The organism is Blautia sp. AF32-4BH, assembly GCF_003460565.1.
Lineage (GTDB): Bacteria > Bacillota > Clostridia > Lachnospirales > Lachnospiraceae > Fusicatenibacter > Fusicatenibacter saccharivorans.
In genome coordinates this window covers 41,757-68,753 of sequence record NZ_QTVL01000009.1, presented here as the reverse complement: position 1 = coordinate 68,753, position 26,997 = coordinate 41,757, and the positions used below count along the sequence as shown (strand labels likewise).

26 protein-coding genes are annotated in these 26,997 nt (G+C 48.4%); all 26 read right to left on the bottom strand.

The features are described 5' to 3' along the window. Window positions 1-88: 88 nt before the first annotated feature. A complete protein-coding gene (rsmH, locus tag DWZ44_RS12260) occupies window positions 89-1,138 on the bottom strand; it encodes a 16S rRNA (cytosine(1402)-N(4))-methyltransferase RsmH (protein ID WP_117508932.1) in 1,050 nt (349 codons plus the stop codon). A gap of 29 nt (window positions 1,139-1,167) precedes the next feature. Further along, on the bottom strand, window positions 1,168-2,115 hold the full coding sequence (locus tag DWZ44_RS12255) for an RluA family pseudouridine synthase (protein WP_117508931.1): 948 nt from the start codon (window positions 2,113-2,115) through the stop codon (window positions 1,168-1,170). A 166-nt stretch (window positions 2,116-2,281) separates the two neighbouring features. Further along, window positions 2,282-2,722 carry a D-aminoacyl-tRNA deacylase gene (dtd, locus tag DWZ44_RS12250; protein WP_022462865.1) on the bottom strand — a complete coding sequence of 147 codons (441 nt, stop codon included), beginning with the start codon at window positions 2,720-2,722 and terminating at the stop codon, window positions 2,282-2,284. Between the two features lie 75 nt (window positions 2,723-2,797). After that, entirely contained in the window at window positions 2,798-3,436 is a 639-nt protein-coding gene (locus tag DWZ44_RS12245; protein ID WP_117508930.1) for a cytidylate kinase-like family protein, read from the bottom strand. Window positions 3,437-3,609: 173 nt separating this feature from the next. Next, window positions 3,610-4,539 carry an RluA family pseudouridine synthase gene (locus tag DWZ44_RS12240; RefSeq protein ID WP_117804968.1) on the bottom strand — a complete coding sequence of 310 codons (930 nt, stop codon included), beginning with the start codon at window positions 4,537-4,539 and terminating at the stop codon, window positions 3,610-3,612. Further along, window positions 4,532-5,068 carry a signal peptidase II gene (gene lspA, locus DWZ44_RS12235; RefSeq protein WP_022462862.1) on the bottom strand — a complete coding sequence of 179 codons (537 nt, stop codon included), beginning with the start codon at window positions 5,066-5,068 and terminating at the stop codon, window positions 4,532-4,534. Before lspA ends, DWZ44_RS12240 begins: the two co-directional genes overlap by 8 nt. Further along, window positions 5,058-6,170, bottom strand: a complete 1,113-nt coding sequence (aroB, locus tag DWZ44_RS12230; RefSeq protein WP_117508928.1) for a 3-dehydroquinate synthase — start codon at window positions 6,168-6,170, stop codon at window positions 5,058-5,060. Before aroB ends, lspA begins: the two co-directional genes overlap by 11 nt. Before the next feature lie 133 nt (window positions 6,171-6,303). Continuing rightward, window positions 6,304-6,915: a cell division protein SepF gene (locus DWZ44_RS12225; RefSeq protein WP_117508927.1), complete on the bottom strand. Its 612-nt coding sequence runs from the start codon at window positions 6,913-6,915 to the stop codon at window positions 6,304-6,306. An 89-nt stretch (window positions 6,916-7,004) separates the two neighbouring features. Next, the gene (locus DWZ44_RS12220) at window positions 7,005-7,700 is read right to left on the bottom strand and encodes a YggS family pyridoxal phosphate-dependent enzyme (RefSeq protein WP_022462859.1); all 696 of its coding nucleotides are present in this window, start codon (window positions 7,698-7,700) and stop codon (window positions 7,005-7,007) included. Window positions 7,701-7,720: 20 nt separating this feature from the next. Then, the gene (locus DWZ44_RS12215) at window positions 7,721-9,004 is read right to left on the bottom strand and encodes an HlyD family efflux transporter periplasmic adaptor subunit (protein WP_147326089.1); all 1,284 of its coding nucleotides are present in this window, start codon (window positions 9,002-9,004) and stop codon (window positions 7,721-7,723) included. A gap of 205 nt (window positions 9,005-9,209) precedes the next feature. Continuing rightward, window positions 9,210-9,629: a hypothetical protein gene (locus tag DWZ44_RS12210; protein WP_022462857.1), complete on the bottom strand. Its 420-nt coding sequence runs from the start codon at window positions 9,627-9,629 to the stop codon at window positions 9,210-9,212. 221 nt (window positions 9,630-9,850) lie between these two features. Beyond that, window positions 9,851-10,936, bottom strand: a complete 1,086-nt coding sequence (locus tag DWZ44_RS12205; protein WP_242991096.1) for a D-alanyl-D-alanine carboxypeptidase family protein — start codon at window positions 10,934-10,936, stop codon at window positions 9,851-9,853. Further along, the gene (mgsA, locus tag DWZ44_RS12200) at window positions 10,911-11,315 is read right to left on the bottom strand and encodes a methylglyoxal synthase (RefSeq protein WP_022462855.1); all 405 of its coding nucleotides are present in this window, start codon (window positions 11,313-11,315) and stop codon (window positions 10,911-10,913) included. Before mgsA ends, DWZ44_RS12205 begins: the two co-directional genes overlap by 26 nt. Next, window positions 11,290-12,486, bottom strand: a complete 1,197-nt coding sequence (locus DWZ44_RS12195) for an FtsW/RodA/SpoVE family cell cycle protein (RefSeq protein WP_022462854.1) — start codon at window positions 12,484-12,486, stop codon at window positions 11,290-11,292. The genes mgsA and DWZ44_RS12195 overlap by 26 nt, the downstream gene beginning before the upstream one ends. Then, window positions 12,470-12,730: a cell division topological specificity factor MinE gene (locus tag DWZ44_RS12190; protein WP_022462853.1), complete on the bottom strand. Its 261-nt coding sequence runs from the start codon at window positions 12,728-12,730 to the stop codon at window positions 12,470-12,472. The genes DWZ44_RS12195 and DWZ44_RS12190 overlap by 17 nt, the downstream gene beginning before the upstream one ends. 12 nt (window positions 12,731-12,742) lie before the next feature. Then, the gene (gene minD, locus DWZ44_RS12185; RefSeq protein WP_022462852.1) at window positions 12,743-13,522 is read right to left on the bottom strand and encodes a septum site-determining protein MinD; all 780 of its coding nucleotides are present in this window, start codon (window positions 13,520-13,522) and stop codon (window positions 12,743-12,745) included. A gap of 129 nt (window positions 13,523-13,651) precedes the next feature. Continuing rightward, window positions 13,652-16,636, bottom strand: coding sequence for a penicillin-binding transpeptidase domain-containing protein (locus DWZ44_RS12180; protein ID WP_117508925.1), 2,985 nt, complete (start codon window positions 16,634-16,636; stop codon window positions 13,652-13,654). After that, the gene (gene mreD, locus DWZ44_RS12175; protein WP_022462850.1) at window positions 16,621-17,148 is read right to left on the bottom strand and encodes a rod shape-determining protein MreD; all 528 of its coding nucleotides are present in this window, start codon (window positions 17,146-17,148) and stop codon (window positions 16,621-16,623) included. Before mreD ends, DWZ44_RS12180 begins: the two co-directional genes overlap by 16 nt. Beyond that, window positions 17,149-18,000, bottom strand: coding sequence for a rod shape-determining protein MreC (gene mreC, locus DWZ44_RS12170; protein ID WP_055228139.1), 852 nt, complete (start codon window positions 17,998-18,000; stop codon window positions 17,149-17,151). A 21-nt stretch (window positions 18,001-18,021) separates the two neighbouring features. Beyond that, window positions 18,022-19,035 (bottom strand): rod shape-determining protein, encoded by a 1,014-nt coding sequence (locus DWZ44_RS12165; protein WP_055217830.1) that lies wholly within the window; start codon window positions 19,033-19,035, stop codon window positions 18,022-18,024. A 56-nt stretch (window positions 19,036-19,091) separates the two neighbouring features. Then, on the bottom strand, window positions 19,092-19,781 hold the full coding sequence (gene radC / locus DWZ44_RS12160) for a RadC family protein (protein ID WP_022462847.1): 690 nt from the start codon (window positions 19,779-19,781) through the stop codon (window positions 19,092-19,094). A 94-nt stretch (window positions 19,782-19,875) separates the two neighbouring features. Continuing rightward, entirely contained in the window at window positions 19,876-21,489 is a 1,614-nt protein-coding gene (locus tag DWZ44_RS12155) for an NAD(P)/FAD-dependent oxidoreductase (RefSeq protein ID WP_117508924.1), read from the bottom strand. Beyond that, a complete protein-coding gene (locus tag DWZ44_RS12150; RefSeq protein ID WP_173813255.1) occupies window positions 21,486-22,673 on the bottom strand; it encodes an NAD(P)/FAD-dependent oxidoreductase in 1,188 nt (395 codons plus the stop codon). Before DWZ44_RS12150 ends, DWZ44_RS12155 begins: the two co-directional genes overlap by 4 nt. Further along, complete coding sequence (locus tag DWZ44_RS12145) at window positions 22,673-23,959, bottom strand: methionine gamma-lyase family protein (protein ID WP_117804967.1); 1,287 nt, start codon at window positions 23,957-23,959, stop codon at window positions 22,673-22,675. The genes DWZ44_RS12150 and DWZ44_RS12145 overlap by 1 nt, the downstream gene beginning before the upstream one ends. Next, complete coding sequence (gene miaA / locus DWZ44_RS12140) at window positions 23,953-24,930, bottom strand: tRNA (adenosine(37)-N6)-dimethylallyltransferase MiaA (RefSeq protein WP_117509148.1); 978 nt, start codon at window positions 24,928-24,930, stop codon at window positions 23,953-23,955. The genes DWZ44_RS12145 and miaA overlap by 7 nt, the downstream gene beginning before the upstream one ends. A 9-nt stretch (window positions 24,931-24,939) precedes the next feature. Then, window positions 24,940-26,970: a DNA mismatch repair endonuclease MutL gene (gene mutL / locus DWZ44_RS12135; RefSeq protein ID WP_117508923.1), complete on the bottom strand. Its 2,031-nt coding sequence runs from the start codon at window positions 26,968-26,970 to the stop codon at window positions 24,940-24,942. Window positions 26,971-26,997: the final 27 nt, after the last annotated feature.

Below are 26,997 nucleotides of genomic sequence, written 5' to 3'. Positions count from 1 at the left end.
AGAAACCAAAAGAGGAATCAACAGGGATTATATCCCATTCGTTGATTCCTCTTTTTTATGGAGACGACTTCTCTCCTGCTTTTTTTAGTTACTCCGCCTTAATTGCCCAGCGCATTTTCGTTGAACTTGCACGGCTGTTGCGGATGCATTCTTCTTTGGAAGGACGAATGACTTCTTTTGAATATTCGGAATAAATACCGATCTGATACAGTCCCTTCATGGACTTTTTCACAAGCCGGTCTTCGCCGGAATGGAACGTCAGAATTGCCGCTCTGCCGCCCGGAGCAAGAGCATCCGGAAGTTTTTCCATGAATGCTTCCAGAACCTCATATTCGTTGTTTACATCGATCCGCAGTGCCTGGAAGGTGCGGGCGCAGGATTTTTTGATGGCTTCTTTTTTCTCGTCTTTCGGAAGAAAATCCAGTGCTTCAGCGATCAGATCACGCAGTGCAAACGTAGTGTCAATTTTCTTTCCTTTCCGAAGTGCCCGCGTAACAGCCTGGGAAATTTCTTTTGCATACGGTTCATCGGCGTTTTCAATGAGCATGCCTTCCAGTTCATCGCGTGCAACCGTGCGCAGACGCTCGGCCGCGGAAATTCCTGCCTCCGGATTCAGGCGAAGATCCAGCGGTCCATCATATTTGTAGGAAAAGCCGCGCTCCGGATTATCAATCTGCATGGAGGAAACACCAAGATCCGCCAGAATGAAGTCAAAGGGGCCGTATTTGGCAGCAACCTGATCAATATTGGCAAAATTCTGATGAAGAATCGTTAAAATCTCAGGGCCGTACCCCTGCGCGGCCAGTCGTTCTTTTGTTTTTGCCATCTCGATCGGATCGACATCCAGCGCACAGAGATGCCCTTTTCCCTGCAGGCATGCAAGCATACGGGAGCTGTGGCCGCCGTATCCGAGTGTTGCATCAAGTCCGTTCTGTCCCGGCTCGATCTTGAGAAAATCGAGGATTTCATCTACGAGAATCGGGATATGCATGCCGGCCGGTGTGCTTCCCTTTTGGATCACATGCTCAATGGTCCCCTGATATTTCTCCGGATTCAGTTCTTTGTATTTCTCATTGTAATTCCGCGGATGTGTGCCTTTGTAGCGGACGCGGCGTTTGTGTTCTTTCTGTTCTTCCATAAAATGTTCTCCTTATACTTCAAATATATTTAATCGAACATGTGCGTTCGAATATTTTCCAGATCAATTGGTTCTCCTGTCATCGGCTGCAGAAAGTGCAGTTTCCAGGCATGGAGCGCGGCACGGGTACCGCCGTCGCGGACTCCGTAGAGCGGATCTCCGAAAAGTGGATGTCCAATAGATGCCATGTGAAGGCGGATCTGATGCGTGCGGCCGGTTTCCAGACGGCAGCACACGACGGCCCAGAAAGGATCCTGAAGGACAGCCTCGTAGTGTGTAATAGCCCACAGGCCGTTCCCTTCTTTACAGATACGCATTTTAGTGATACGTTTCCCAGACGGATCGAAAGAATCAGGGTCATCTCCTGGAATTTGCTCCATGGAAAGACGAATGGTTTCTTTTTGCGTTTCTTCGGAAAAGGGATGGTGTACCAGAGCCAGGTATTCTTTTTTCAGCGCGCCGCTCTCCCGCTGCCGGGACAGTCTGGCAGCAGCCAGCTGATTCTTTGCAAATAGTACCAGACCCGATGTATCTTTGTCAAGACGGCCGATGCAGCGGAGTTCAGAAGGCGCTGTCGGTGTTTTTAACAGGGATGCGGCAGCATGTGTCAGGGAATCGGAATAATGGCCGTGGGAAGCGTGGCAGACCATACCGGATGGCTTGTCTGCGACACAGAGATCACTGTCCTCATAGAGAATCCGTACGCCGGCAGAATCACCTGATACCGGCAGAACCTGATCTTCGGAAAGGTGGGGACACTTCTGCTCATATCGAAAAGTGATTGTATCTCCAGTCTGAACGACTGCATTCGTGCGGCAGGAAACACCGTTTTTCTGAATTCCATCCGGAATATATTTGGCATGGCGGATTTCACGTGGTGTCAGGTGCAGAAAACGTTTTAGAATTGTTTCCACCGACAGTCCCCCCTGTTCCGGAAGGACAAAGTGACACAGCTGCTGATAGTCAAATTGCGGCATAAAAGATTTTCTCCTCTTCACAAGTTCACATAATCATTTTATGTAAACTATATAAATACAAACAATTCAGTACGATGATGGTACACTATCTCTAGACAAAAACAGGTTTCACAGATCTCGCAAACCACGTTCTGTTTTACCGATTCGGCAAACAAAAAAATTTTATTTACAGATCCTCTAAGATCACCGTAAACGGCCCATCATTCACCAGTGATACTTCCATCTCAGCCCCGAACACTCCCGTTTCGACAACAGGAACCTGTTCCCGTGCTTTCGCGACCATATATTCATACAGTTCTTCTGCTCTGTGCGGCTCGCCTGCTTCCGTGAAGCTTGGACGGTTTCCTTTTTTACAGTTGGCATACAGGGTAAACTGTGAAACCATCAGAAGCTGTCCATCCACATCTGCCAGGGACTTGTTCGTCTTTCCATTTTCATCTTCAAAAATACGCAGTCCCAGCAGTTTTTTCATATACTTGTCTGCTGTTGCTTCATCGTCCCCCTGGCCGACACCGATCAGAACCAGAAAACCTTTCTGAATCGATCCGACAACCTTCTCTTCCACCGAAACACTTGCTCTTTTTACACGTTGTATAACAATTCTCATCTTTAAAATCCTTTCATAAAATGACCCTCCTCTTATTTTTAAGAGGAGGGTCGTTTCTCCTATGTTCTGTTTTGATCAGGTGCTGAAAATCTTGCGGATTCCCGCTTCTTTAACTTCAATTGCCTGTTTGATCATATCTACGGTTCCATCGATACCGAATACACTGCTGTTCAGGCACAGGTCGTAGCTGTCTACCTCGCCCCAGCGTTTGCTGGTGTAGTAATTGTAGTAGCTTGCACGCTGTTTGTCGATCTTTGTGATCTTGTCTTTTGCTTTTGCATCGGAAAGATCATACAGCTTTGCGATACGGCGGATGCGATCCTGCATATCAGCTTTAATAAAGATGCTCAGCACGTTCGGATTTTCCTCCAGTGCATAATCTGCACAGCGGCCTACGATGACACACGGACCGTCCTGCGAAATCTTCTTGATGGCATCAAACTGTGCCAGAAATACCTTCTGGTTCAGCGGCATATCCATCATGGTAGATCCATAGCCGAAGGAGTAACTGTCCATAACCAGAGAGTATAAAAAGCTGTTGGTTGGTTTTTCATCGTGGTTTTCGAACAATTCCTGGCATAATCCGCTGTCCTTTGCTGCTCTCTCCAGCAGCTCTTTGTCATAGTACTTGATTCCCAGGTCATCCGCTAAAATCTTACCAATGGAATGTCCGGCGCTTCCGTACTGACGTCCAATCGTTATGATAGTTTTCATATAATCCGCTCCTTTCCATTCCGTCACAATAATCTGCTTTCACAGATGTAGTAACTCGCGTTTTTTCGTTACATCCAGTATACTACAGAATTCACAGAAAGTACAGAACATTTTGATAAAACTTATACAAATTAACTATATACTTTTTGAAATATCATTCTTTTTAAGCAGTTTCAGACATTTTTTCGAAACTGCAGCAACAGATTGGAAAAATATTCCGGAATCGGCGCCTCAAACTCCATATAGGCACCGGTCCGTGGATGGATAAATCCAAGTACCATCGCATGCAGCGTCTGTCCCTGCAGGTTTTTCACCGGGCATTTCTTCGGGCCATAAACCGCATCGCCAAGCAGCGGATGCCCGATACTTGCCATATGGACACGGATCTGATGCGTCCGGCCGGTTTCCAGCTGGCATTCAATATACGTATAATTTCCAAAGCGTTCCAGCACACGGTAATGTGTGACCGCCGGTTTTCCGTTCCGTTCATTAATCGCCATCTTTTTCCGGTCTGTCGGATGGCGGCCGATTGCACCGCGCACGGTTCCCTCGTCCTCTTTCAGATTCCCATGGACAATTGCCCGGTACTTTCGGGTAATGGAATGTACAGAGAGCTGTTCTGCGAGGCTCTGGTGGGCGAAATCGCTCTTACAGATAACCAGGGCACCCGTTGTGTCCATATCGATTCTGTGGACGATTCCGGGGCGCAGAACGCCGTTGATGCCGGAGAGATTTCCGCGGCAGTGATACAGAACCGCATTGACCAGTGTTCCGTTGCTGTGGCCTGCCGCCGGATGTACGACCATCCCCTTGGGCTTATTGACGACCAGAAGATCATCATCCTCGTACAGAATATCAAGCGGAATGTTTTCTGGCTCCACGTTCAGTTTTTCCGGTTCCGGCAGAAGCACCAGAACGGCATCACCGGCGGCAACCTTACTGCTTGCTTTCTGCGTTTTTCCGTTGATCGAAACCTTTCCGTCTTTTAAAAGCTTCTGCAGAAAAGAACGGGAACAGTCCGAAAAAGATGCGGCCAGGCACTGATCAATCCGTTTTCCGTCAAAATCCGGTGTAACTTCCAAAATCCGTTCTTCTTCAGCCATCGGACTCCTCCTTTTTGGCGTTTTTATGCAGAAATGCGAAGTCTTCGTCCTTGTAGTACAACAGATACAGCAGTAAAAAGACAGCGACCGATACGGTGACATAAATATCAGCTACGTTAAAAACCGGAAAGTTGATCAGCGAAACGTAGATGAAATCAACGACATAGTGATTCAGAAAACGATCGTAAAAATTTCCGACCGCACCAGCCGTCAGAACAGTCAGCACGGCAAAAAGCGGTAAAAAGCGGCGTGTCTTTGGAAGCTTGTAAAAGACAATCACCATGACGATCAGAAACAATACCGTCATCATAGCAAACAGCCAGTACTGATCCTGCAGAAGTCCGAATGCCATACCGCGGTTTTCCAGATAAAACAGCTCCAAAACCCCTGGAATGAGCTCGATCGACGGCTGGTCCTTCAGATACTGCACTGCCAGTGATTTTGTATACTGATCTGCTGCAAGCAGAAGGACAATCGCTGCCGCGCAAACCAGATAAACGGCCAGCGGAGAAAGTTTTTTACTCTTCATCGATCAGATCTCCATTAATAGAATTGATAGCTTCCAGCATTTCTTCATCTGTAACCGTGCGGTCCACCACAGCATGGCCGACAGACTCCAGAAGGATGAATTTGATCGTACCCTGTTCCATTTTCTTGTCCGATTTTGTTGCAGCCAGAATATCTTCCGATTTCAGGCCGTCCACAGTGATTGGCAGATAGAAACCGACGTTCATATCACGAATCTCGTAAAACTCTTCATCGGAGAGATAACTTCTCTTGTAGGAAATATAGGCAGCAGCAACGGTTCCAAGTGCAACGCACTGGCCATGGAGCAGTTCGAAGTTTTTGAGTTTTTCAATGGCATGGCCGATCGTATGGCCAAGATTTAAAACGGCACGCTCTCCCTGTTCTGTTGGGTCATTTTCTACAACCTGGCGTTTGATATCGCAGCATTTCTGAATCATTTTCGTTAATACCGGCTCAATCCGCTCTTCGATCTCAGACATGTGATTGATGGTCCAGATGTAGAATTTTTCATCGCGGATCAGACCTGTTTTCAGGACTTCTCCCATACCGCAGGCAAACTGATCGCCGTTCAGGGATTTTAAGGTTGCCATATTCATATAGACAAGACGTGGATGATGGAATGCACCGACCATATTTTTGTACTGGTCGAAATCGACGCCCGTTTTTCCTCCAACGCTGGAATCTACCTGTGCAAGCAGTGTCGTCGGAAGCTGGATGAAATCAATGCCGCGCAGATACGTTGCCGCCGCATAGCCGGTCAGATCCCCAACGACACCGCCGCCGAGTGCGAATAAAATGTCTTTTCTCTCAAAGTGGTTTTCAATCAGATGCGTGTACAGATCTTTGACAGTATCCAGATTTTTGCTTGCTTCACCAGCCGGGAAAACAAATGCGGTTACGGTCTCAAACAGCGGGGACAGTACATTTTTTACCTCTTCCAGATACAGTTCTGAAACCGTGCTGTCTGTGACAATGCAGGCCTTTTTTGCAGGGAGTTTTAAGTTCTCCACACAGCCGGCGAGGCGTTCGTAGCTGCCGTCCCAGACAATTTCATAAGAAAATTCAGTAGATGTGCCTTCTCTTTTAACGGTAAGTGTTTTCATAAATTATGCCTCCTGTATGTTCTTTCATGAAAAAAGCATCAGAATCCTGCATCTGATGCTTTTCCTTTGTTACTAAGTAAATCAATAATTGATCCAGTGGATCCATTTTAATTTACTGCAAAGATAATTTTCTTTAATAATCGGTACGGATATTTGGAAGATCAAAAGCTCCGCTTAAGATATCCTGGATGTCGCCGGAAATTTCTACACTGGACGGTGTCAGGATGAAAATATAGCTGGAAACTTTCTGCAGACTTCCGCTCATGCAGTAGCATGCACCACAGCAGAAATCAATGATTCTCTGGGCAATATCCACATCAATGCCTTCTAAGTTAAGGACAACGGTACATCCGGCCAGAAGCGTATCCGCGATTTCACGGGTATCCTCCATGGAAGCCGGTTTGATGACGCATACTTCCATATTTAATGCACCTGCTTTCTTTCTCATTGGAGTAACTTTCGAGGAAACCGGGGCAGCTGGCTTTGGAGCTCGTGCAGCAGCAGCCTGGCTTGAAGCGGTGGTCTTTGGCGCCGGCTGTTTACGCGGTGCAGTGTGAACCGGTTTCGCCTGCAGCTCTTCCTCTTCGTCCTCATCCTCGTTCTCCAGTTTACGGAAGAAACGTTTCTTTGGTTTTTCTTCTATATCATCGTCTTCTTCATCGAAGAAGCTATCCGAATCAGCATCCTCTTCCTCGTAATCGTCGTTCAGCCGGATGGCATCCAGAAATTTGTCTAAAACACTCATTCTTATACTCTCCTATTTTTAGTCCTGTGGCATTTGGCCAGACAGCCGTGCAGAATGCGCGGGGTCACTCTTCTTGGAAAGGCTTCCTGTTATCTTTTACTGTAATCCCGTTCGCCAAAGACTCCGGTTCCAACCCGTACTAAAGTGGCGCCTTCTTCTACTGCTACTTCGTAATCGCCGGTCATGCCCATGCTCAAAATGGCCATACGTACATTATTAATGTTTTTGGCGGCAATGTCAACACTTAATTCCTTTAATTTGCGAAAAACCGGACGATTTTCTTCTGGATCTTCCACATACGGTGCAATGGTCATAAGTCCCTCCACATGAATTGCCGGAAGTTTTGCGATTTCTTCAATCAATGGAAGGGTTTCCTCTACGGAGACACCAAACTTGCTTTCCTCGCCGGCAACGTTTACCTCGATCAGGATCGGGATTTCGCAGTTGTGCTTTACCGCTTCCTCACTGATCGTTTTTGCCAGACGAAGAGAATCGACAGAATGAATCAGGGCAACTTTTCCTGCAATGTATTTTACTTTATTCCGCTGCAGATGACCGATCATGTGCCAGTGGATATCCTTTGGCAGCACTTCCTCTTTTTCTGTCAGCTCCTGCACTTTGTTTTCACCGAAATTGCGTTCGCCAAGATCATAGATTTCGGAAAGCATTTCGACCGGTTTTGTCTTGCTGACCGCAATCAGGGTAACTTCCTCCCGGTTCCGTCCGGCTCTTTTGCAGGCTTCTGTAATTTTCTTCTGGACTTCTTCATAGTTCTCTTTCAGCATATCTTTCTAACCTCCAGTATTTAATGCACAATATCTTCTTCACTGACGGTGGATGCATTTTCCACAATATAATCATACTGCGAAATGCCGTATTGCGTTTGTTTTTTTATGATAGAATACTCCGCATTCTGATCGACGATCTGAATTTTGCGGAATACAGCATATCCTTTGTTGATGCAGTAAACACCCTGCAGCGGAACCGTTTCTCCAATCTGATACGTTGTGGCGGAATCCTGTGCACGAAGTATATCTCCATCATTAAAAGCGGCCATGTCGACGTAATATTCGACCGGATTATCATTTTCATCATTGACCTGCTCATAGATCGTGGCGTTTACAAATTCTGTCACCGGCTGTCCGTTATCATCCAGCATGACATTTCCTTTTTTATCGGTCTTTTCCCGCAGGAAACCGGAAGAATTGCTGTCTCCGCCCTGTACGAGCATCTGCGCCGGGATTTTATAGAAATCTTTTTCCGTGATGGCAGTATTTGGAATTTTCAGTCCGCTTCCATTGTTTGTGACCAGCTCTATTGAAAGAAAACGGTCTTCCGCATAACGGATCATCCCGCTTGTAAACGAAATGACAGCATAGTTCTGATCGTTAATGGACTTTAGGTTCAGTGTTCCCGTCTGTGTTTTTCCGTCTTTCAGAAATTTAACTTTTATCGTACTGAAATTGGAAAGTGTAACGACCTGCTTATTCGTCACCGGAACGGCAATTTCCCACTGCTCATCTGTCACCAGACGGTATACTGCATTTCCAGGCTCCGTCTGCGCGCCGGAATCAAAGGAAACCACAGAGGCTTTCGTAGAGAAAAGCTCCGGCGTAAGGCTGTCCTCCGTATAGCTTTCATATCCATCACTGCCGTAGACGACAACACCGTCCTGATCTGCATAAAATATCGTCTGTAATGAGGAATCTCCGTTTTCAGCGGCAGCGGCAAGCAGCTTTGCGGAAAGTTCTGTTTTCAGCTGATAAATGCCGGAAAAGGAACTGGAATCATAATCAGAAGAAAAACGTGCGAGCGAGGAACGAAGCGACGTTCTCGTTGCCGCATCTGCCGAAATACCAGAGGTATCGGCATTTTCTGTTGCGGAAATCCCATAAACAGCGCTTCCGCGGCTGATTTTCGATGCATTTGGGGTATAGAACTGAACATATCCGCTGCCGGAGGAAAGCTGCACACTCTCTGTCCGCATGGCGAATGCGGTATAGGTATCATTCCGGGATAAAGTTCCCTGCACAACCTGAAAAGATTTGATATGATCGGCGGTCAGGTAAAAGAAAAGTGAAACTGCCATATAGAAAAAAAGGGCTCCAAAGATGATATTTCCAATATTCAACGCCGGAAAAGGGAAACGGATTCTCGAATGCCGGCGGCTGTTCTTTTTCTGCTTAGACAAAATGTATGCTCCTTTTATTGTTTAATCCATGCGCTAAAAGGACGGTGCCGTAAGCGCCGTCCTTTGGTTTTGTCGCTATGCAATTATTATAATACAGTTTCGGTTACAGTGCAACGATAATCTTATCCTGCATGCCTTCCGGAAGCTCTTCCTTATCCATGGAGACACTTAATACGAAGGTAATGTTATACTGCTTGCCAATGCCTTCCAGCTGTTCAACACAATCTGTGATGTCCTCTCCTTCCAGTTTTGCTACTTTCAGGAAGCTGTCGAGATAAACGCTTGCGAGATCGTGGTCCTGAGAAACGATACCGCAGATAAATCCGATAAATTCATCACTGTTTTTCAGAGGATAGTCGGTTGCGGAAATCAGACGTACTTTGTTGTTTAATTCAAACATGTGCTTTGTGCTCTTGTCAATATACACGATATTTCCGTTTGCGGTTTTTACCTCTGCATTTACTTTGTCTAACAGCTGTTTTGTTTTGCCTTTTCCCTTCTTGCCTACAATTAATTGAACCATAGCAGTTTCCTCCTTAGATTAGAATAAGATATTTTCACCAAAAACCTTTAAGTTCATGGTTTAATTATAGTACAATTCACCAACGTTTTCAATGGTAAAATGAAAAAATTCTGAAAAATCTTCTAATTCGCAGGGAAAGGAGCTCTGTTTTTCTAAACGGATACGACAATCTCCCGGATAGGCAGAAAAAACGCCGTCCGGGGGATTGCAAAAAGATTACGTCAGGAGTTGATATTGGAAAGAAGAGTGTTCATGTCCTCGTACAGTTCCACTTTTGTTGATGCATGAAGAATGACAGAGATAAACGGTTCTCCGTATGCATTCTGGGATACCAGTGCCAGGCAGGAACCGGCCTCATCGGTCGTTCCGGTTTTTCCGCCGAGCACCGTCACATTTTCCGGTGCGTTTTTCTCTCCGGTCAGATATTTGTCCGTGGAGCTTAAATAGATCGTTCCCGCCGTACCGTCCGCATGCGTTATGTTCAGCGTGTAGGAAGACATTGACATCGTATTCTGGAATTCCGTATGCTGATAGGCAGCATACAGCATCAGATAAACATCATATGCAGTAGTGTAATGATTCTCATCGTGAAGACCGTGCGGGTTTGCAAAATGCGTACCGGTCATGGCAAGGGAAGCTGCCTTATCATTCATCATCTGAACGAAATTCTCTACACTTCCGCCTACCTGGCGGGCAATCGCCATAGCAGCATCGTTGGCAGAATAAATCAACAATGCATGGAAAAGCTGATCCATCGTTACCGTATCGCCCACGGCCAGTCCACTCATCTGGGATCCATCTTCCAGCGCAAGATCCTCTTCCGTGATCGTTACCTGCGTATCCGGCTGGTTGTATTCCATGGCAAGGAGAGCCGTCATGATCTTCGTGATGCTGGCTGGGTAGACCTGATCATACATATTCTGCGCGAACAATACTTTTTTGTGATCCAGATCAAACAGTCCGGCCTTTACCTGTGAAGAAAACGAGATATCATTCAGCGGTACGCTCGTCTCACCGACACAGAGATCGGCAGAGAGCGTTTCAGCCTGAAACCGTTTTTCTGCCGAAAGCGGATCGGAGGCGAGCACCATACTTCGCGCAAACGGCTCTGTAATGTCCATCTGGCGGTCCTGACGGTACAGTTTCACACCGATCAGAACCGCAATAACAGCAACACAGACACCCGCGCCGATGATCAGGCGGTTTAAAATATGTTCGGTTTTTTCCGGAGCAGTCCCGTTTTTCTCCGTTACAGGCAGTTTCTGTTCTTTTTCTGTAGTATTAGTCGTTTCTCCGGTAGATTTCACGCCAGTCCATTTCTCCTCTGTCTAATGATTTGATCAGCATTTCTGCCGTTGCAAGATTGGTGGCAAGCGGAATGCTGTGTACGTCGCAGAGACGGATAATCCGATGGACATCCGGCTCATGCTGTTTCGGCTGTTCCGGATCCCGCAGGAAAATCACAAGATCCAGATCATTCTGTTCAATCTGAGAACCCATCTGCTGAACGCCTCCAACGTGTCCAGCCAGATATTTGCGGACGTTAAGTCCGGTTGCCTCTTCTACCAGACGGCCGGAAGTTCCGGTTGCGTAAAGAGTATGCTTGGCAAGTACCGAGCGGTAGGCGATACACAAGTTCTGAAGCAGCGTTTTTTTTGCATCATGCGCGATCAATCCGATGTTCATTGATGGTTTTCCTCCTTAGTAATTCATAGTTTCTGGTTACAAAATCCCGGTTCTGCAGTCCGACATTCAGGACAAGCCCCATTCCGATGTAAAGTGTTACAAGGGAGGTCAGTCCATAGCTGACGAACGGAAGCGGTGTACCGGTGTTCGGCAGGATTCCGGTTGCAACACTGATATTCAGAAAGCTCTGAAAGGCAATGAGTCCTGCCATACCGCAGCAGATCAACGTTCCTGACAGATCTTTTGCTTTCCGGGAAGTCCGGATGCATTCGACGAGAATCAGGAACAGGAGCAGGATGATTCCGCAGCATCCAAAGAAACCAAGTTCCTCTCCTGCCACTGCAAAAATAAAGTCATTATGGTTCTGGGAAACGAAATTTCCCTTATTTGCGGAAGAAACTTTATTGTTGTTGAGTCCTTTTCCGGTCAGCTTTCCGGAACCGATGGCTGTAATGGAATTCTGCTGCTGGAGACGGCCGTCGGCGTTGTCGGCATCATCGCTTAACCAGTCCTGAATTCGCCCAAGCTGATAACCAATCGTCTTGTCAAGAGCCGCCGGAAGCTGGAAATTCACCTGCGTAATGACAAGCAGAAGCGCAAGTACCAGTGCTGAACCGGAAACCAGAACAACGGCGATAACTTTGTAGCTTAAGCCCGCCACATACATCATAAAGCAGAACAGAACCATGACCGTAATCGTATTTTTCAAATCCGGCTGACGGTAAATCATAACGAGCGGCGGAATCAGAAGCCCGATCGCGGTAAAAATGGTTTTCGCCGTATTCAGATCTTCTTCATGCTTCATCAGAAACATCGCAAAAAACATGATCAGAAAGATTTTTGACAGCTCGGTCGGCTGAAACTGAAAGCTTCCGATCTGAATCCAACGGGTCGCACCAAACGTGTTTTTTGCGGTAGAACCGCCGAGATAAAGAACGCCAAGCATCATCAGATTTCCGATGTAAAGAACCCAGTAAAAATTCAGAAGCCAGCTATAGTCAAGCAAAGAGACAATAATCATGATGACTACGCCCAATACGACTCCGATGGCCTGTTTTTTCTGGTCTGCACTGTCTGCACTTCCGATCAGAAGCACACCAATAATGCTGATGGCAATCAGAAGAATGACCAGCCGGAAATTATAATTTTTCAGCTTATATCGTCTTAACATGATACTCCTCGTTTCTTTTCAATGGTATTTTCGCTGTCAGTATGACAGGGGTTGTTTGTGTAATGGTGACGGAAATTTCATCCGCCTCAACGGTAAGGTATTTTCCTGCAGCAGCAGAAAGATCATTTTTCAGCATCTGAAGCGATGCCGGAGAACAGTTCAGACGTTCTGCCATTAAAAGATTGGACAGACGTTCTTTTGCAACGAGGCCGGAGTGCGGCTTTCTGCCTGAAAATAAACCCATACCAGTTCCCTCCTATCGCCCGAATACGCGGCGGAAAAATCCCTTTTTGCTGTCAAGATCCAAGTATGGAACACTCTCCCCGAGGATCCTGTGGCTGATATTCGTAAAGGCTTCTCCTGCCTTGGAACCGCTTCCAGCGATCGCTTCGCCCTGGTTGGTGGCGATTACTACCTGCTCATCATCGGGCAGAATGCCGAGCAGCGGAACAGCAAGAATTTCCTGTACATCATCCACCGACATCATTTCACCGCGTTTTACCATATCCGGCCGGATACGATTGATGACAAGAGAGATATCCCTCAGATCCTGCGCCTCCAGAAGGCCGATGATGCGGTCCGCGTCCCGGATGGCCGAAACCTCCGGCGTAGTCACAACAATTGCCTTATTGGCACCGGCAACTGCATTTGCAAATCCCTGCTCAATGCCTGCCGGACAGTCAAGAAGAACAAAATCAAAGCTCTGTTTTAATTCATCGCAGAGTTTTTTCATCTGCTCGGGCGTTACGCTTGTCTTGTCCCTCGTCTGGGCAGACGGGAGAAGGTAGAGCTGCTCGTACCGTTTGTCGCGGATTAGCGCCTGCTTCATCCGGCAGTTGCCCTCCACAACATCCACAAGATTGTAGACAATCCGGTTTTCAAGGCCGAGCACGACATCCAGGTTTCGAAGACCGATGTCGGTATCTACCATCACAACTTTCTTTCCAAGCTGTGCCAGCCCGATTCCGATATTTGCTGCGGTTGTCGTCTTTCCGACGCCGCCTTTTCCTGATGTAATTACAATGACTTCACTCATCTGGAACCTCCTTGTTGAAAACTGTTCTGCATTTTCATGCCGCAGGATGCGTCCAAACCTTTGTTTAAAAACGCATCCTTTCTCTTTTGCAGCTTTCTTCCCAGGCTTCGTTTCTGCCGGAAAAATTCCTTAGTCTGCTCTCACGCTTGCAACACCGTTGGAGTTTGCCTGACCGGACAGAATATCGTCTGAGAGGCCATAGTAATAATCTAAGATATCCTTAGCTACCAACTCTGCGTTCATAGAAGAATATCCAAACGGAATGCGGACGGCAAGAGCAATATCGTCTCTGCTCTCATAGTGAGAGAAGCCGATAAACAGTCCATGGTTTGCACGTGTACGGTCTTCCTGCGCGGTACCGGTTTTTCCGGAAAGCTCTACCGGCCAGGATTCCGGGAAAATGGTCGCATTGGATACGCTGATTACTTTTCGCATGCCTTCGTGTACCAGATCCCAGATGTTGGAATCAACATCCATTTCTGAATTTACCGTCGGGCCGAAATCTGCGCCCATATCGATGTCATTGCCATCCGAATCCGTTGCTTTCTGCAGAAGGGAAAGATTATAAACCGTACCGGAATTTGCAATCGTTGTGACATAGCGTGCAAGCTGTGTCGTCGTATAGTTGTTGGTACCCTGACCAATCGAGGAAGGGATCGGGAGGGAATCGGTTACATTCGGATCGGTTTCCGAAATTTCGATTCCAGTCTTTTCATCCAGCTTAAACATATCGGCATATTTCTGGATCATTTCCAGAGAGCGCTTCTGTTTAAAGGTGCCGTTCTCATCGAGTCCCAGACGATATCCAATCGTACAGAAGAACACGTTGCAGGAGTTCTGGATGGCACCGACAATGTTCAGATCTCCGTGGCCGCTCAACTGATGGCAGTGGACATAGTCAGATTCGTTGACAAGTCCTTCCCCGAACAGACCGTTGCAGTTGATGGTACTGGTCGGAGTAATTATGCCTTCGCTTAATCCGGCAACCGCCATCAGCGGTTTAAAGGTGGAACCAGGAGCCGTCTTCTGCTGGGTTGCTTTGTTGTACAGCGGGCTGGATTCATCGGTATTCAATTTTGCCCAGTATGCGGTATCCATCTGGTTTGCCAGGCGGTTGTTGTCGTAGCCAGGATAGGAAACACAGGCTAAAATAGCACCGGTATTCGGGTCCGTAATGACAGCAGAACCGGAACACGGATCGAGTGCAAGCTGTGCCGGGGTGATTTCCAGTTTGGCGATTTTATCGGACAGAAGCTGGAACGGTGTCATATTTCCTGCAACATAAGCGGCATAATCGTCATCCTCTTTCGTCAGAAGGTTCTGATCATACATCAGATTGCAGATATCATAGCCATCGAGCATATCCTGCAGCAGCATATAGTGATACATCTTTTTTGCAAATGTTGTATTGTTTGCCAGACGGTCCAGAATAACCTCCGTCAGCTTCTGATAAACCTCCTGAGAATCCAGGTAGGCATCATCCTGCGTCAGTGCTGAGACATCAATCCAGTTCTGGCTTGCCGCATACGTCAGATAATCACGAAGAGAAATCGTTCCGTCATTCCATGCCTGATAGGTGGCGTCTTTCTCATCAATTGCTGTTGAAGAAAGAATACCCATCGTACTGGAAAGCAGCTTATCCACGATGAAGGTCTCATATTCCTGCATTTCATCGCTGAGGTCGTTGTAAACGGTTGCTGTTTCAACGGTCAGTTCCTGCGTAATCTCGGCAAGCACCTGCTGGAGCTTCTGCTGGAACAGTGCATAGATCCGCTGCTCACGCTCCGTGGCATCCGCCGCCGAGAAATGGGAAATATCAATCGTGCTGTTTTCGATCAGTGCATTGTATACATCATAAATTGGAATCGGAACGGCATCCGTATTGGCAAGTGTTGAGATATCAACAGATTTTACATCACTCAGATACTGTTTCAGAATGCCGGCAATTCTCTGTTCCAGAATTTTATATACCGCAATCTGCAGGTCATAATCAATCGAAAGATAGACGTTATTTCCCTGTTTTGGCTCAACCAGGGATCCTTCTACCGTTTCCAGCTCTTTTCCGACGTTATTAACGATAATCTCTTCTGATCCGTCGGTTCCCTGAAGGATTGTCTCCATATACTGTTCCAGACCAGATTTTCCGACGATGGATTCCGTGGAATACGTTTCTTCTTTTCCCTGGCTCTTCAGCTCTTCATTCAGTTCTGTCAGCTCGTCTGAGGACGCCTGGCCCGTATAACCGATCAGAGAGGAAAAATACTTTCCGTCATAATATACACGCTCGGAATCTTCCGAAATGCTGACACCCTGCAGAACATCTTCATTCTCTGCAATCGATGCAGTTGTATTGCTGCTGACGCCGGAAGCAACTGTCACGCGGACATACTTCTGATAATTCGTCTGTTTCATCTTATAGCGGATCACCAGAATTTCCAGACGCTCCTGATTGGAAAGAGAAAGGACCGCATTTCCGGATTCGTCTGTCTGGTATGGAAGACCATACTCTTCAAAATCTTTGGCAGAATATGCGTATTTTTCATCGTCAGAATAGGCATCCAGGCCAAAGCCGTCCGGTCCGGCAAGAAATGTCATCAGCGTTTCGGCACTGGAACTCTTCTGTTCTGCCGTCATATCGTCGATTTTCTTCTGTCCATAAATGTCTGCACGGAAACGGTCGCGGGTCGTTCCCTCTTCACCTGTAAAAACAAACGCACCGTTCTCATCCACTTCAATCGGGAAGGTGCTGGTGTCAATCGAGTCTCCGTTTGCACGAATCAGCTTACAGAGACGATAGAGTTCTGCGTTCAGAGAGAGAATACGTTCTTTTGTCGTGTTGTACGTTCCGTTATCCTCGATGGTTACGGAGTAGGAAACCTTATTTCCAGCGATCAGTTTTCCGTTCCGGTCATAAATATTTCCTCTTGTACTATCAAGGGTTCTGGTTTTTGTGATTTGCAGTTCAAAATTATCCGCATACTCTTCTCCATGCACCACCTGCAGGATAAAAAGTCTTCCGATCAGGACGGCAAACATAGCAAGGAAAACCACACCAAGCAATAGGGTGCGGTTTTCACCGAGTCTGCGGAAAAGTTTTCTTATCTTCTTAGCCATGGCGACTGTTGTCCTTCCATTTCATTTTCGGTCAGTTTACGGTTGATGATAAATAAAAGCCGGTAAAGCAGAATGGAGAGCACTACCGTGTATACCATTTCCGGCAGAATAATATGCGCCAGATAATCGAAAAAGTGCAGGCGCACGCGCAGCAGGAACTGCAGCACATACATCAGCAGACTGTAGACAAGATCGCTGGCAGCGACCAGTACAATGTGTACCTTAATATCATCGTCATAGAAGACTTTGCAGAAAAAGCCATTCAGATAACCGATATACATGTAGAGCAGTGCGTAAAATCCAAACAGGCTGCCGTAGAACAGATCAATCATCAGACCGCTGAAAAATCCGACCATCAGTCCCTCTTTTTTTCCGCGCATCAGCCCAAAGGCGGACGTCAGAATCAGAAGAAGGTTCGGCGTTACGGACGCGATCTGAAAATACTGAAATACAGTTGTCTGTAACAGGAAAGCTGCCAGAATCAGAAAGGCAAGCGTGATTTTTCTGCGCATTTACTCTCCTCCCTGCTGTTTTAATTCTTTGATCACGAGAACTTCCTGAATATGTTGAAAATCCACAACAGGAATGATGTATCCCTTTTTCGTCAGGTGATTGGAGTCCTCGGTGATTTCACTGACATAGCCGATCAGAATACCGCGGAGGTATTTATCACTGATGTTCGATGTCACAATCTTTTCGCCCTCAGCTACCGTGTCGGTTGTATTCAGCTGGGAAAAGGCAAGCTTTCCGTCGCTGATCAGGCGCAGATCACCCGATACAATACACGTATCTGAGGTAGATGCTGTCATGGCGCTCACGGAACTGGAGTCATCAATGATAGAGCGGACAGTAGCGGAATTGGAACTTACCTCCTCAACAAGTCCAACAAGGCCGCCGTCTGCAATAACGTTCATATCTTTCTGAATCCCGTCATTTGATCCTTTGTTGATGACAAAGGTATCATACCAGTTGCCCGGATCCTTTGAGATGACCTGTGCTGCTACTTTTTCATATTCCGAGTAGGACTGGTCCAGCTGATACAGCTCCTGAAGACGCTGCAGCTCCTGCTGCTCCTGTACAAGCTGATTGTTTTCCTCAGTCAGATCCGTGACCTTCTGTTCAAGCTCCTCTTTCTCGGCAGACAGTTTTTTGACGTTCTGGAAACCGGTCAGACAGTCTGTCAAATACGCACCGATCTGGTTAATTCCGTTCTGAAACGGGATGATCACAAAGCCTGCGGCTTCCCGGATCGGCGTGACCGGCATTTTGTCTGCTGCACTGCCTAAAATGCCGGAGAGACACAGGAACGTCATGATGAAAAGTAAATGTTTGCTTTTTAGCTGAAATTTTTTCTTCTTATTCATAGCGGGTCCTTTTTGATAGATTTACTTCTTTTTATTTACCGTGTAAGCCCAGCGATGCAGCGCATCGTGCGTGATCAGTTCCTTGAGCCCACAGATGGTACAGAGGTCATAATACTGGGAAAGCTGCACCGGACAGCCGAGCTGTCTCGAAAGATAGCGGTCAATGTTCGGAATCCTTGTGCTTCCGCCGGTGATGTAAATACCCTCTTTCTGGATATGATCGTGGATCTGCGGCGGTGTACGCTCCAGCGCATGCTTGATTTCCTCGCCGATCTCATTAACACCGGAAAGGAGTGCTTCGTTTACGAGGGAAGAAGTAATGATCCCTTCCATTGGAAGACCGGATGCACCATCTACGCCGCGCACCTTCCGCGCCTCTTTTTTGTCTGTTCCAAGATCCGCCAGCGCAATCTTGACACGTTTGGCTGTTTTGGAGCCAATCTGGAAATTGTTTTTGCGGCGGTTCAGATTGCATATCGATTCGTTGAACTGTTTTCCGCCTACCGGGATGATTCTGGAAAAAATAACCCTCGCGTTGGCGATAACAGAAATCTCTGTGCTCTGCGCTCCGATGTTGACAATCATGGAACCCTTCGTGCGGTTGATCGGAATGCCAAGTGCCAGCGCATCCGCGATTGGTTTATCCACAAGATACATGCGGCAGTTTTTTAAGGCTCCCTTATGTGCAATCGTATAATAAGAACGCCGTTCAATCTCTGTCATATCGCAGGGAACTGAAAAATACAGCTCCGGGCGGTATCCCATGTGGCGCGTACAGCGATGGAGAAGCGTGTGCAAAACGGCTTCTACCATCAATACATTCGCAATGCGTCCGTTGCTCATGGGGGTAATTACCTCGATATTGGAAGGCGTTCTCTCGTGCATTTCATATGCGTAATTTCCAACGGCAATCACCTGTTCGCGGTTGCGTATGGCAATCATATTTTTTTCTTTTGTGATTGTGTCTTTCTTCAGGTCATAGATTTTGACGGTACTGGTGCCAAGGTCTATGCCGTATACATTTCGAATCTGCATCGTGCTCCTTTAACTTGTTCCCTTCCTTTGGGCATTTCTGCCTCGGATTTTCGGGATCAGATTCCCTGTTCCAGCATACTGGTATAACAGTGATCCCCGATAATAATGTGATCCAGCAGGGTAATGCCGAGCATTTCGCCCGCCCGCCGGATCTGCCGTGTCACGGTAATATCGTCACCGCTTGGTTCCGGGATTCCGCTTGGATGGTTGTGAACCAGCAGAATATGAACCGCACGGAACTGCAGTGCCGCAAGAAAAAGCTCCCGCGGCGAAATCATCGTCGCATTGACCGTTCCTCTTGTGATTTCCTTTTCTCCGAGAAGCTGATTTTTTGTGTCCAGCATCATGCAGAGAAGAACCTCCTGATCCTCGTGGCGGAGACGTTCCATGTAATAATCCGCAATGGAAGCCGGATCATGAAAGCAGAGACCTTTTCTTGCTCCGGCCGCGGCCATTCGTTTGGAAAGCTCACCGATGCACTGGAGCTGGATCGCTTTTACTTCCCCGACTCCGCGGATCTGCAGAAGTTCCTGTCTTGTACAGTGATAGAGTCCTAACAGGCCCTCCTCTTTTCCGGGAAGGGAAAGAATTTCTCTTGCGAGCTCCAGGGATGTTTTTCCCCTTGCCCCACATCGTAAAATGACAGCCAGAAGCTCCGCGTCGGAAAGGCTTTCCGGGCCGTTTTCCAGGCATTTTTCATATGGCTGTTCCATCGTCGGCAGGTTTCGTAATCCATTTTTTCTCATGTATTCCTCCCACCACTCTTCCGGGAATTTTCATGGAATACATTGGTTTGAATCACCCATCATTCTAGCACAACTTTCCGCAGATGTATAGGAATTATGAAAAATTCATATATTTTTTTGCAATTTCCTCTGCCGTTTTTAATCCGTCCATGGCTGCGGAAGTGATGCCTCCCGCATAGCCTGCGCCCTCTCCGCACGGGTAAAGACCGGTAAGCGACGGACTTTCGAGCGTTTCATTTCTTACAATGCGGACCGGTGACGAGGTACGCGCTTCCACGCCGGAAAGAACGGCGTCCGGACGGGAAAAGCCGTGGATTTTCCGCTCAGATGCACGAATGCCTTCCACAAGGGAGTCTCCGATAAACGTCGGAAGAACTTCCCGCAGATTGGCGAAAGTCCATTCTCCGCAGATGGAAGGGGTTACCTCTCCAAGTGCTGTAGAAACTCTGTTTTCACAGAAATCACCAAAAAGCTGCACCGGAACTTTGCCTTTTCCGGCTTCCCACGCAGCGTGTTCAAGCGCTCTCTGGAATGCCACACCATCGAGTACGTCCGGCGTTCCCTCTACATGGTACGGGCGGTAGTCTTCCGGTGTTACGGTGACAATCATAGCGCTGTTCGCATTTTTACCTTCCCGGTCAGAATAACTCATACCGTTGACGCAGGTGCGTTCCGCTTCCGAGGATGCGTTGACAACATAGCCGCCGGGACACATGCAGAATGAGTACACACCTCTTCCGTTTTCACACTGATTGGTGAGCTTATACGGTGCTGCCCCAAGGAAATCCGGTGCCTCCGGTCCGTACTGATCCTCCGTGATCATCTTCTGCGGATGCTCAATGCGGACGCCGACAGCGAAGGATTTTGCTTCCATGGAGATCTTATTTTCGCAGAGTTTAAAGAAGGTATCGCGTGCAGAGTGGCCGATCGCAAGGACTGCAGTCTCCGCGGCAATCTTCTCGGTTTCATTGACGGTTACAGAAGTGAGTCTGCCGTTTTCAATCCCAAAGTCCGTCACTTTTGCTCCGAAACGGACTTCTCCGCCCCATGCCTCGATCTTTTTCCGCATTGTTGTCACAATTCCGATGAGCTGATCGGTGCCAAGGTGCGGTTTCTGATCGTACAGAATTTCTTCCGGTGCCCCGCATTCCGTGAAGATCCGGAGTACCTCACGGTTTCTGCCGGATGGATCCTTCACCGAAGTGTTTAATTTTCCATCCGAAAACGTACCGGCGCCGCCCTCTCCGAACTGTACGTTCGATTCCGGGTTCAGAACGCCGGTTTTCCAGAACGCATCGACACTTTTCTTTCTCTGTTCTGCAGATTCGCCGCGCTCCAGAACGAGCGGACGGTAGCCATGCTTTGCGAGAACATAGGCACAAAAAAGTCCTGCCGGACCGCTTCCGATAATAACCGGCCGGTGAACAAGAGTCTGTTCTCCAGATTTTGGGAACACATGTGGCTTTTTCTCCGCTTTTACGATCTGGTTATTTTTCGCCTTCCGCAGTACGGCATTCTCATCTTTTACTTTTACATCAAGCTGATAAACGTATTTTAATTCGGATTTCTTTCTGGCATCAATTGAGCGGCGTAAGAGCTCAATTTCCTGCAGATCGTGTTTTCCGATTTTCAGTGTTTTTCTTATTTTCTGTTCCAGTTCCTCCTGTGTGTGGGTGACTGGAAGCTTTAATTGCTGTATCCGAATCATGCATGTTCTCCTGCTGCAGCTCTTCCGGCTGCACTTCCGCTGGACCAGGCCCACTGGAGATTGTAGCCGCCGCAGACGCCGTCGACGTCCAGGGCTTCTCCCGCAAAGAAAATACCAGGGTGCTGTACCGATTCCAGAGAATCCGTAAGCTGGTCGAGCGTGATGCCGCCCGCACACACCTGGGCTTTTCCAAAGTCGGTCTGGCCGGTGATCTGTAAACGATATGATTTGATGGCGCCTGCCATTTCTTCCGGAGTCTTTTTCTTTCCGATCAGAACCGGAATGAGTTTTTCTGGAAGAAGACCGATCAGAAGCTCTTTTGGCGCTTTATACGGGCAGATTTCCTGCCGTCTGACAAGTTCTGCAGTAAGCTCCGATTCCGTCAGTTCCGGAAAGAAGTCTACGAGAAGTTCAACGCGTTTTTTCTGCATGCAGGCGCGCACAGCGAACCGGGAAATCTGGAATACCGGGATGCCGGAGACACCGTAGTCGGTAAGCTGCAGCTCTCCCTGTTCCGTCAGAATCTCCTGATTTTCAACCAGAAGCGTAATCTTCGCGCGCACCCGAACACCCGCCCAGGAGGAAAACTGGTTTCCTTTGCAGCGGAGCGGGCAGAGGGCCGGGAAAAACGGAATCGAAGCGAGCTGAAGCTGATCGGCAAATCGAAGTGTATCTCCGTCGGAACCGGCGATCTGGGAAGCACAGCTTCCGCAGCAGATGATGACGCTGTCAGCCGGGTACTGCCATCCTTCGGTGCGCACCAGATAACCATTTTCGGCTTTTTCCACTGCAACAGCCGTTTCCCGTGTCTTGATTTTTACCTTTCGGAATCTGGCTTCCAAAATCAGCAGCTCAAGAACGGACTGTGCCTGCTCGCTGGCCGGATAAAGCCAGCCTTCACGGCTCCGGATGCGGATGCCGAGCTGTTCAAAAAACTGTTCGGTGTCCTGTTCGGTAAACTGTTCGAGAACCCGTGATGCACGCTCCTGATTTCCCGTGCGGTAGCACGATGCATCCTGATAACGATTGGTAAAATTACACCGTCCGTTTCCGGTCGCAAGAAGCTTTCTGCCCGGTTTATCGTTCTTTTCCAGAACGGTGACCGCGGCACCGAGACGTGAGGCCCAAATTGCCGCCATCAGTCCGCTCGCGCCGCCGCCGATAATTACCACATTTTTTGCCATTATAATGTCACCATACCGGCATCGACGAGTTTCTGAAGACTCATCAGAATACCGAATTTTGCGTGCTGCCACGTAATCCCACCCTGAAAATAGACAGCGTACGGCGGTTTGATCGGGCCATCGGCAGAAAGTTCAATGGAAGAGCCCTGCACGAAAGCGCCAGCTGCCATGATAACTGGGCTGTCGTAACCTGGCATATCCCAAGGTTCCGGGGAAACGAAGCTGTCGACCGGGGCAGCTGCCTGGATACCCTGGCAGAATGCGATGACGCCTTCCGGTTTTCCAAAGGTTACCGCCTGAATGATGTCGTGACGGCTCTCGGTTCCGTTTGGAACAACGGCAAATCCCAGTTTCTCATAAACATTTGCAGCAAAGACAGCACCTTTTAATGCCGCTGCGGTAACGGTCGGTGCCAGGAAGAATCCCTGGTAGAAGGAACCGTTCACACCGAGTGTTGCGCCAACCTCTTTTCCAAGTCCCGGGGAGAGCAGACGGTATGCTGCATTTTCCACGTACTTTTTCTTTCCAACAATGTAACCGCCGGCCGGAGCCAGTCCGCCGCCCGGGTTTTTGATCAGGGATCCGACCATCAGATCTGCACCGACATTGGTCGGTTCGATCGTCTCCACGAACTCGCCGTAGCAGTTATCGACCATACAGATGACATCTGGTTTGATATTTTTAATAAATGCAATCAGTTCACCGATGCGGGTAACAGAAAGCGTCGGTCTGGTCTGATATCCTTTCGACCTCTGAATCGTCACCATCTTTGTCTTTTTGTTGATGGCATTTTTGATTCCTTCGTAATCGAAAGAGCCGTCCTCTTTTAAATCTACCTGGCGGTAAGTTACGCCATATTCCGCAAGAGATCCGACGGACGGGCGGATGCCGATCACTTCCTCAAGGGTGTCGTACGGTTTTCCAACAGGAGAAAGCAGTTCGTCGCCCGGGCGGAGATTTCCGGAAAGCGCCGTTGCAAGCGCATGGGTTCCGCAGGCGATCTGCGGGCGTACCAGTGCATCCTCAGTGCCGAAGCACGTTGCATAGACCTGCTCCAGCGTATCACGTCCCAGGTCATTGTATCCGTATCCTGTGGTTCCATATAAGCATGCCTCGCTGACCTTGCTTGCCTGCATGGCGTGGATGACCTTTAACTGGTTGTATTCTGCGATTTCATCAATTTTTGCAAAACGCTCTTTTAATTCTTCCTCAATTTTCGTTCCAAATGCGAAAACCTCTTTGGAAATGCCAAGTGTGCTGTACATAGCAGCTTTTTCTGTCAACATGATTGTTCTCCTTCTTCCTTTGCATCGGCCGAAACGATTTCGTTCCAGCGATCCAGCATATATGATAATATTTTTTCTTCGTCGTAGTCAAAATCCGGCTTGTTCAGCCAGATCACATCCTTTTCCCGTCGGAACCAGGTCAGCTGCCGTTTGGCAAAATGACGGGTGTCCCGCTTGATGATATAGACGGCCTCCTCCAGCGTGCATTCGCCCGCAAGATACGGGAACAGTTCTTTGTAGCCCAGTCCCTGCATGGAGACAAGATCTCTTGTGTATCCCATTTCTTTCAAACGGAAAACTTCATCAACCAGTCCGTCGCAGATCATCTGATCGACGCGCCTGTCAATGCGGTCATACAGAATCGAACGTTCGTCGTTCAGCACAAAATAAGCAGAACAGTACGGAGATTCCTTCTGCTTCTGCTCCTCGTTGTGCTCCGAAATCTTCTGTCCTGTCTCGTGATAATATTCCAGCGCCCGGATTACACGTTTTACATTATTCGGGTGAATCGTCTCCGCGGAAGCAGGATCAACCTCGGAAAGTTCCCGGTACAGTTCTGCCGCGCCTTCCTCCGTTGCTGCTTTTTCTTCCAGCTGTTTCCGGATCGGCAGTTCACCGTGCGATTCCGTAAAATCAACTTCTTTTAAAAGCGCCTGGATATAAAAGCCGGTGCCGCCCGTCACGATCGGAATCTGTCCGGCGGCGTATATTTTTTCCATCGCTTCATGCGCCAGTTCCACAAACTTCACGACGTGAAACTCTTCGGAAGGATCGAGCACATCGATCAGATAATGCGGAACGCCGCACATCTCCTCCGGGCGGATTTTGGCAGATCCGATATCCATATGGCGGTAGACCTGCATGGAATCCGCGGAGATAATGGCCCCATTCACCGCTTGGGCAAGCGAAATCGACAGCTTCGTCTTACCGACAGCGGTCGGACCGGTCAGGATAATCAAAGGTTTTTTCAAAAAAATCACCTACACAATTCTCTTAAATTTCTTTTCCAGTTCCCGTTTCGAGAGGGAAATGATCGTCGGCCGGCCGTGCGGGCAGTGATACGGATCTTCGAGCGTCAAAAGCTCGGCAATGAGCTGCTCCGCCTCTGCATAGGAAAGATGATTGTTGCCCTTTACGGCGGCCTTGCACGACATCGTCGCCAGACGGTCTTTTAAAATCTCCAGCGGCTTTTCGCGGACCTCCTCAAGATTGTCGAGAATCTCGATAAACAGCTCCTCCGTCGCAATACCGTACAGGTTGTGCGGCACGGCGTTGATCGCATAGTCTTTTCCGCCGAACGGGGAAATTTCGTAGCCGAAGGACTGGAAAACGTCCATGTAACGGGTCACAAGATCTGCTTCCTGCGGCGTTAAGGAGACGATCAGCGGAGGACTCACCATCTGGGAGGTGACGTTCTTTTCCCGGTAATTTTTCATCATCCGCTCGAACAGTACCTTTTCGTGCGCGGCATGCTGATCGATGATGTAGAGATTCTCGCCGTACTGAATCAGCCAGTACGTATCGAAAACCTGGCCGATGATGCGGTGCGATTTCTCTGCCTCCGGGGTAAGAAACTGCTCATCAAAGAGCTGCATCTGGCCTTCTGGCTCAGGCGAAGCAGATGCAGATGAGGATTCTTCCGGCATGGAAGATACCGTTGGAGCTGCATCTGGCTCCTGCTGATGCTGTATTGCGTCCGCGTTTGAGAGGTCTGCCGTCTTTGGCACGTTTCCTGCACCCGGCTCAAACAGTTCTTCCTCTTCCCGCGTCATTCCCGTCATCTGCTGAACCGGCACATACGTTTTCGCTGCGCGGTATCCATTTCGTTCCACCTCCGGGAAAATTGGCATTCTTCTGCTCTGGCTGGAAACCGGCTCCACCGGAAGGGACTGCCGTGCAAAGCCTTCTTTTACCTGCCGTTTCTGCTCGAACGGTTCCGGAACAACAATCTGTTCTTTCCGTGCCGCTTTTTCCTCTGCTTTCCGTTCCCTGTCGGAAGAAAGCGAAACATTCACAATCTGCTCCCTGTGATTCAGCGCACCTGAGATCATATCGCGCATCTGACGGTAAATCTCCTCCTGATGAGAAAAACGAAGTTCCATCTTCGTCGGATGCACATTGACATCCACCGCCTCTCCATCCATCTGGACATAGAACAGCGTAAACGGATATTTATGCTGCATCATCGATGTTTGATATCCGTCCTCAATCGCACGGGCGAGCAGCTTGCTCCGCACATACCGTCCATTCACGTAATAATTTTCAAAATTCCGGTTTCCCCTCGAGATCACCGGTTTTCCGATAAAGCCGTCGATCGTCATCAGCGGGCTTTCCGAGTGAATCTCGATCAGCTCCCGCGCAATGTCGCGGCCGTAAATATTATAGACCAGTTCTTTTAAATTCCGGTTGCCGCTCGTATGGAGCTTCACCTGTGAATTCACCATATATTTAAACGAAATCCCCGGATGCGACAGCGCAAGCTGCTCCACAACGGAAGTCACCGCATTCGCCTCCGTAACCGGCGTTTTTAAGAATTTCTGACGAGCCGGCGTGTTGTAAAAAAGATTCCGGACCAGAAAGGTTGTTCCGGTCGGGGCACCGACCTCCTCATTGGCCTTCTCCGCGCCGCCCTCAATCACATACCGCGTTCCCGTCAGCGCATCCGGCGTTTTCGTAATCATCTCGATCTGCGCAACCGCCGAGATACTCGAGAGCGCCTCGCCGCGGAAGCCAAGAGATGCAATCTGCACGAGTTCTTCCACGGAACGGATCTTGCTCGTCGCGTGGCGCAGAAAAGCGAGCGGCACCTGTTCGGCCGGAATGCCGCTTCCATTGTCCGTGATCCGCACCAGCGAGATACCGCCGTCGCGGATTTCCACGGTGATCGCCGTCGCACCGGCGTCCATTGCATTTTCCACCAGCTCCTTTACCACGGAAGCCGGCCGTTCCACGACCTCACCGGCCGCAATTTTATCGATCGTATTCTGATCCAGTACTGCTATGGTAGCCATGTTGTTCCTTTCTGTTTCGGATTGATT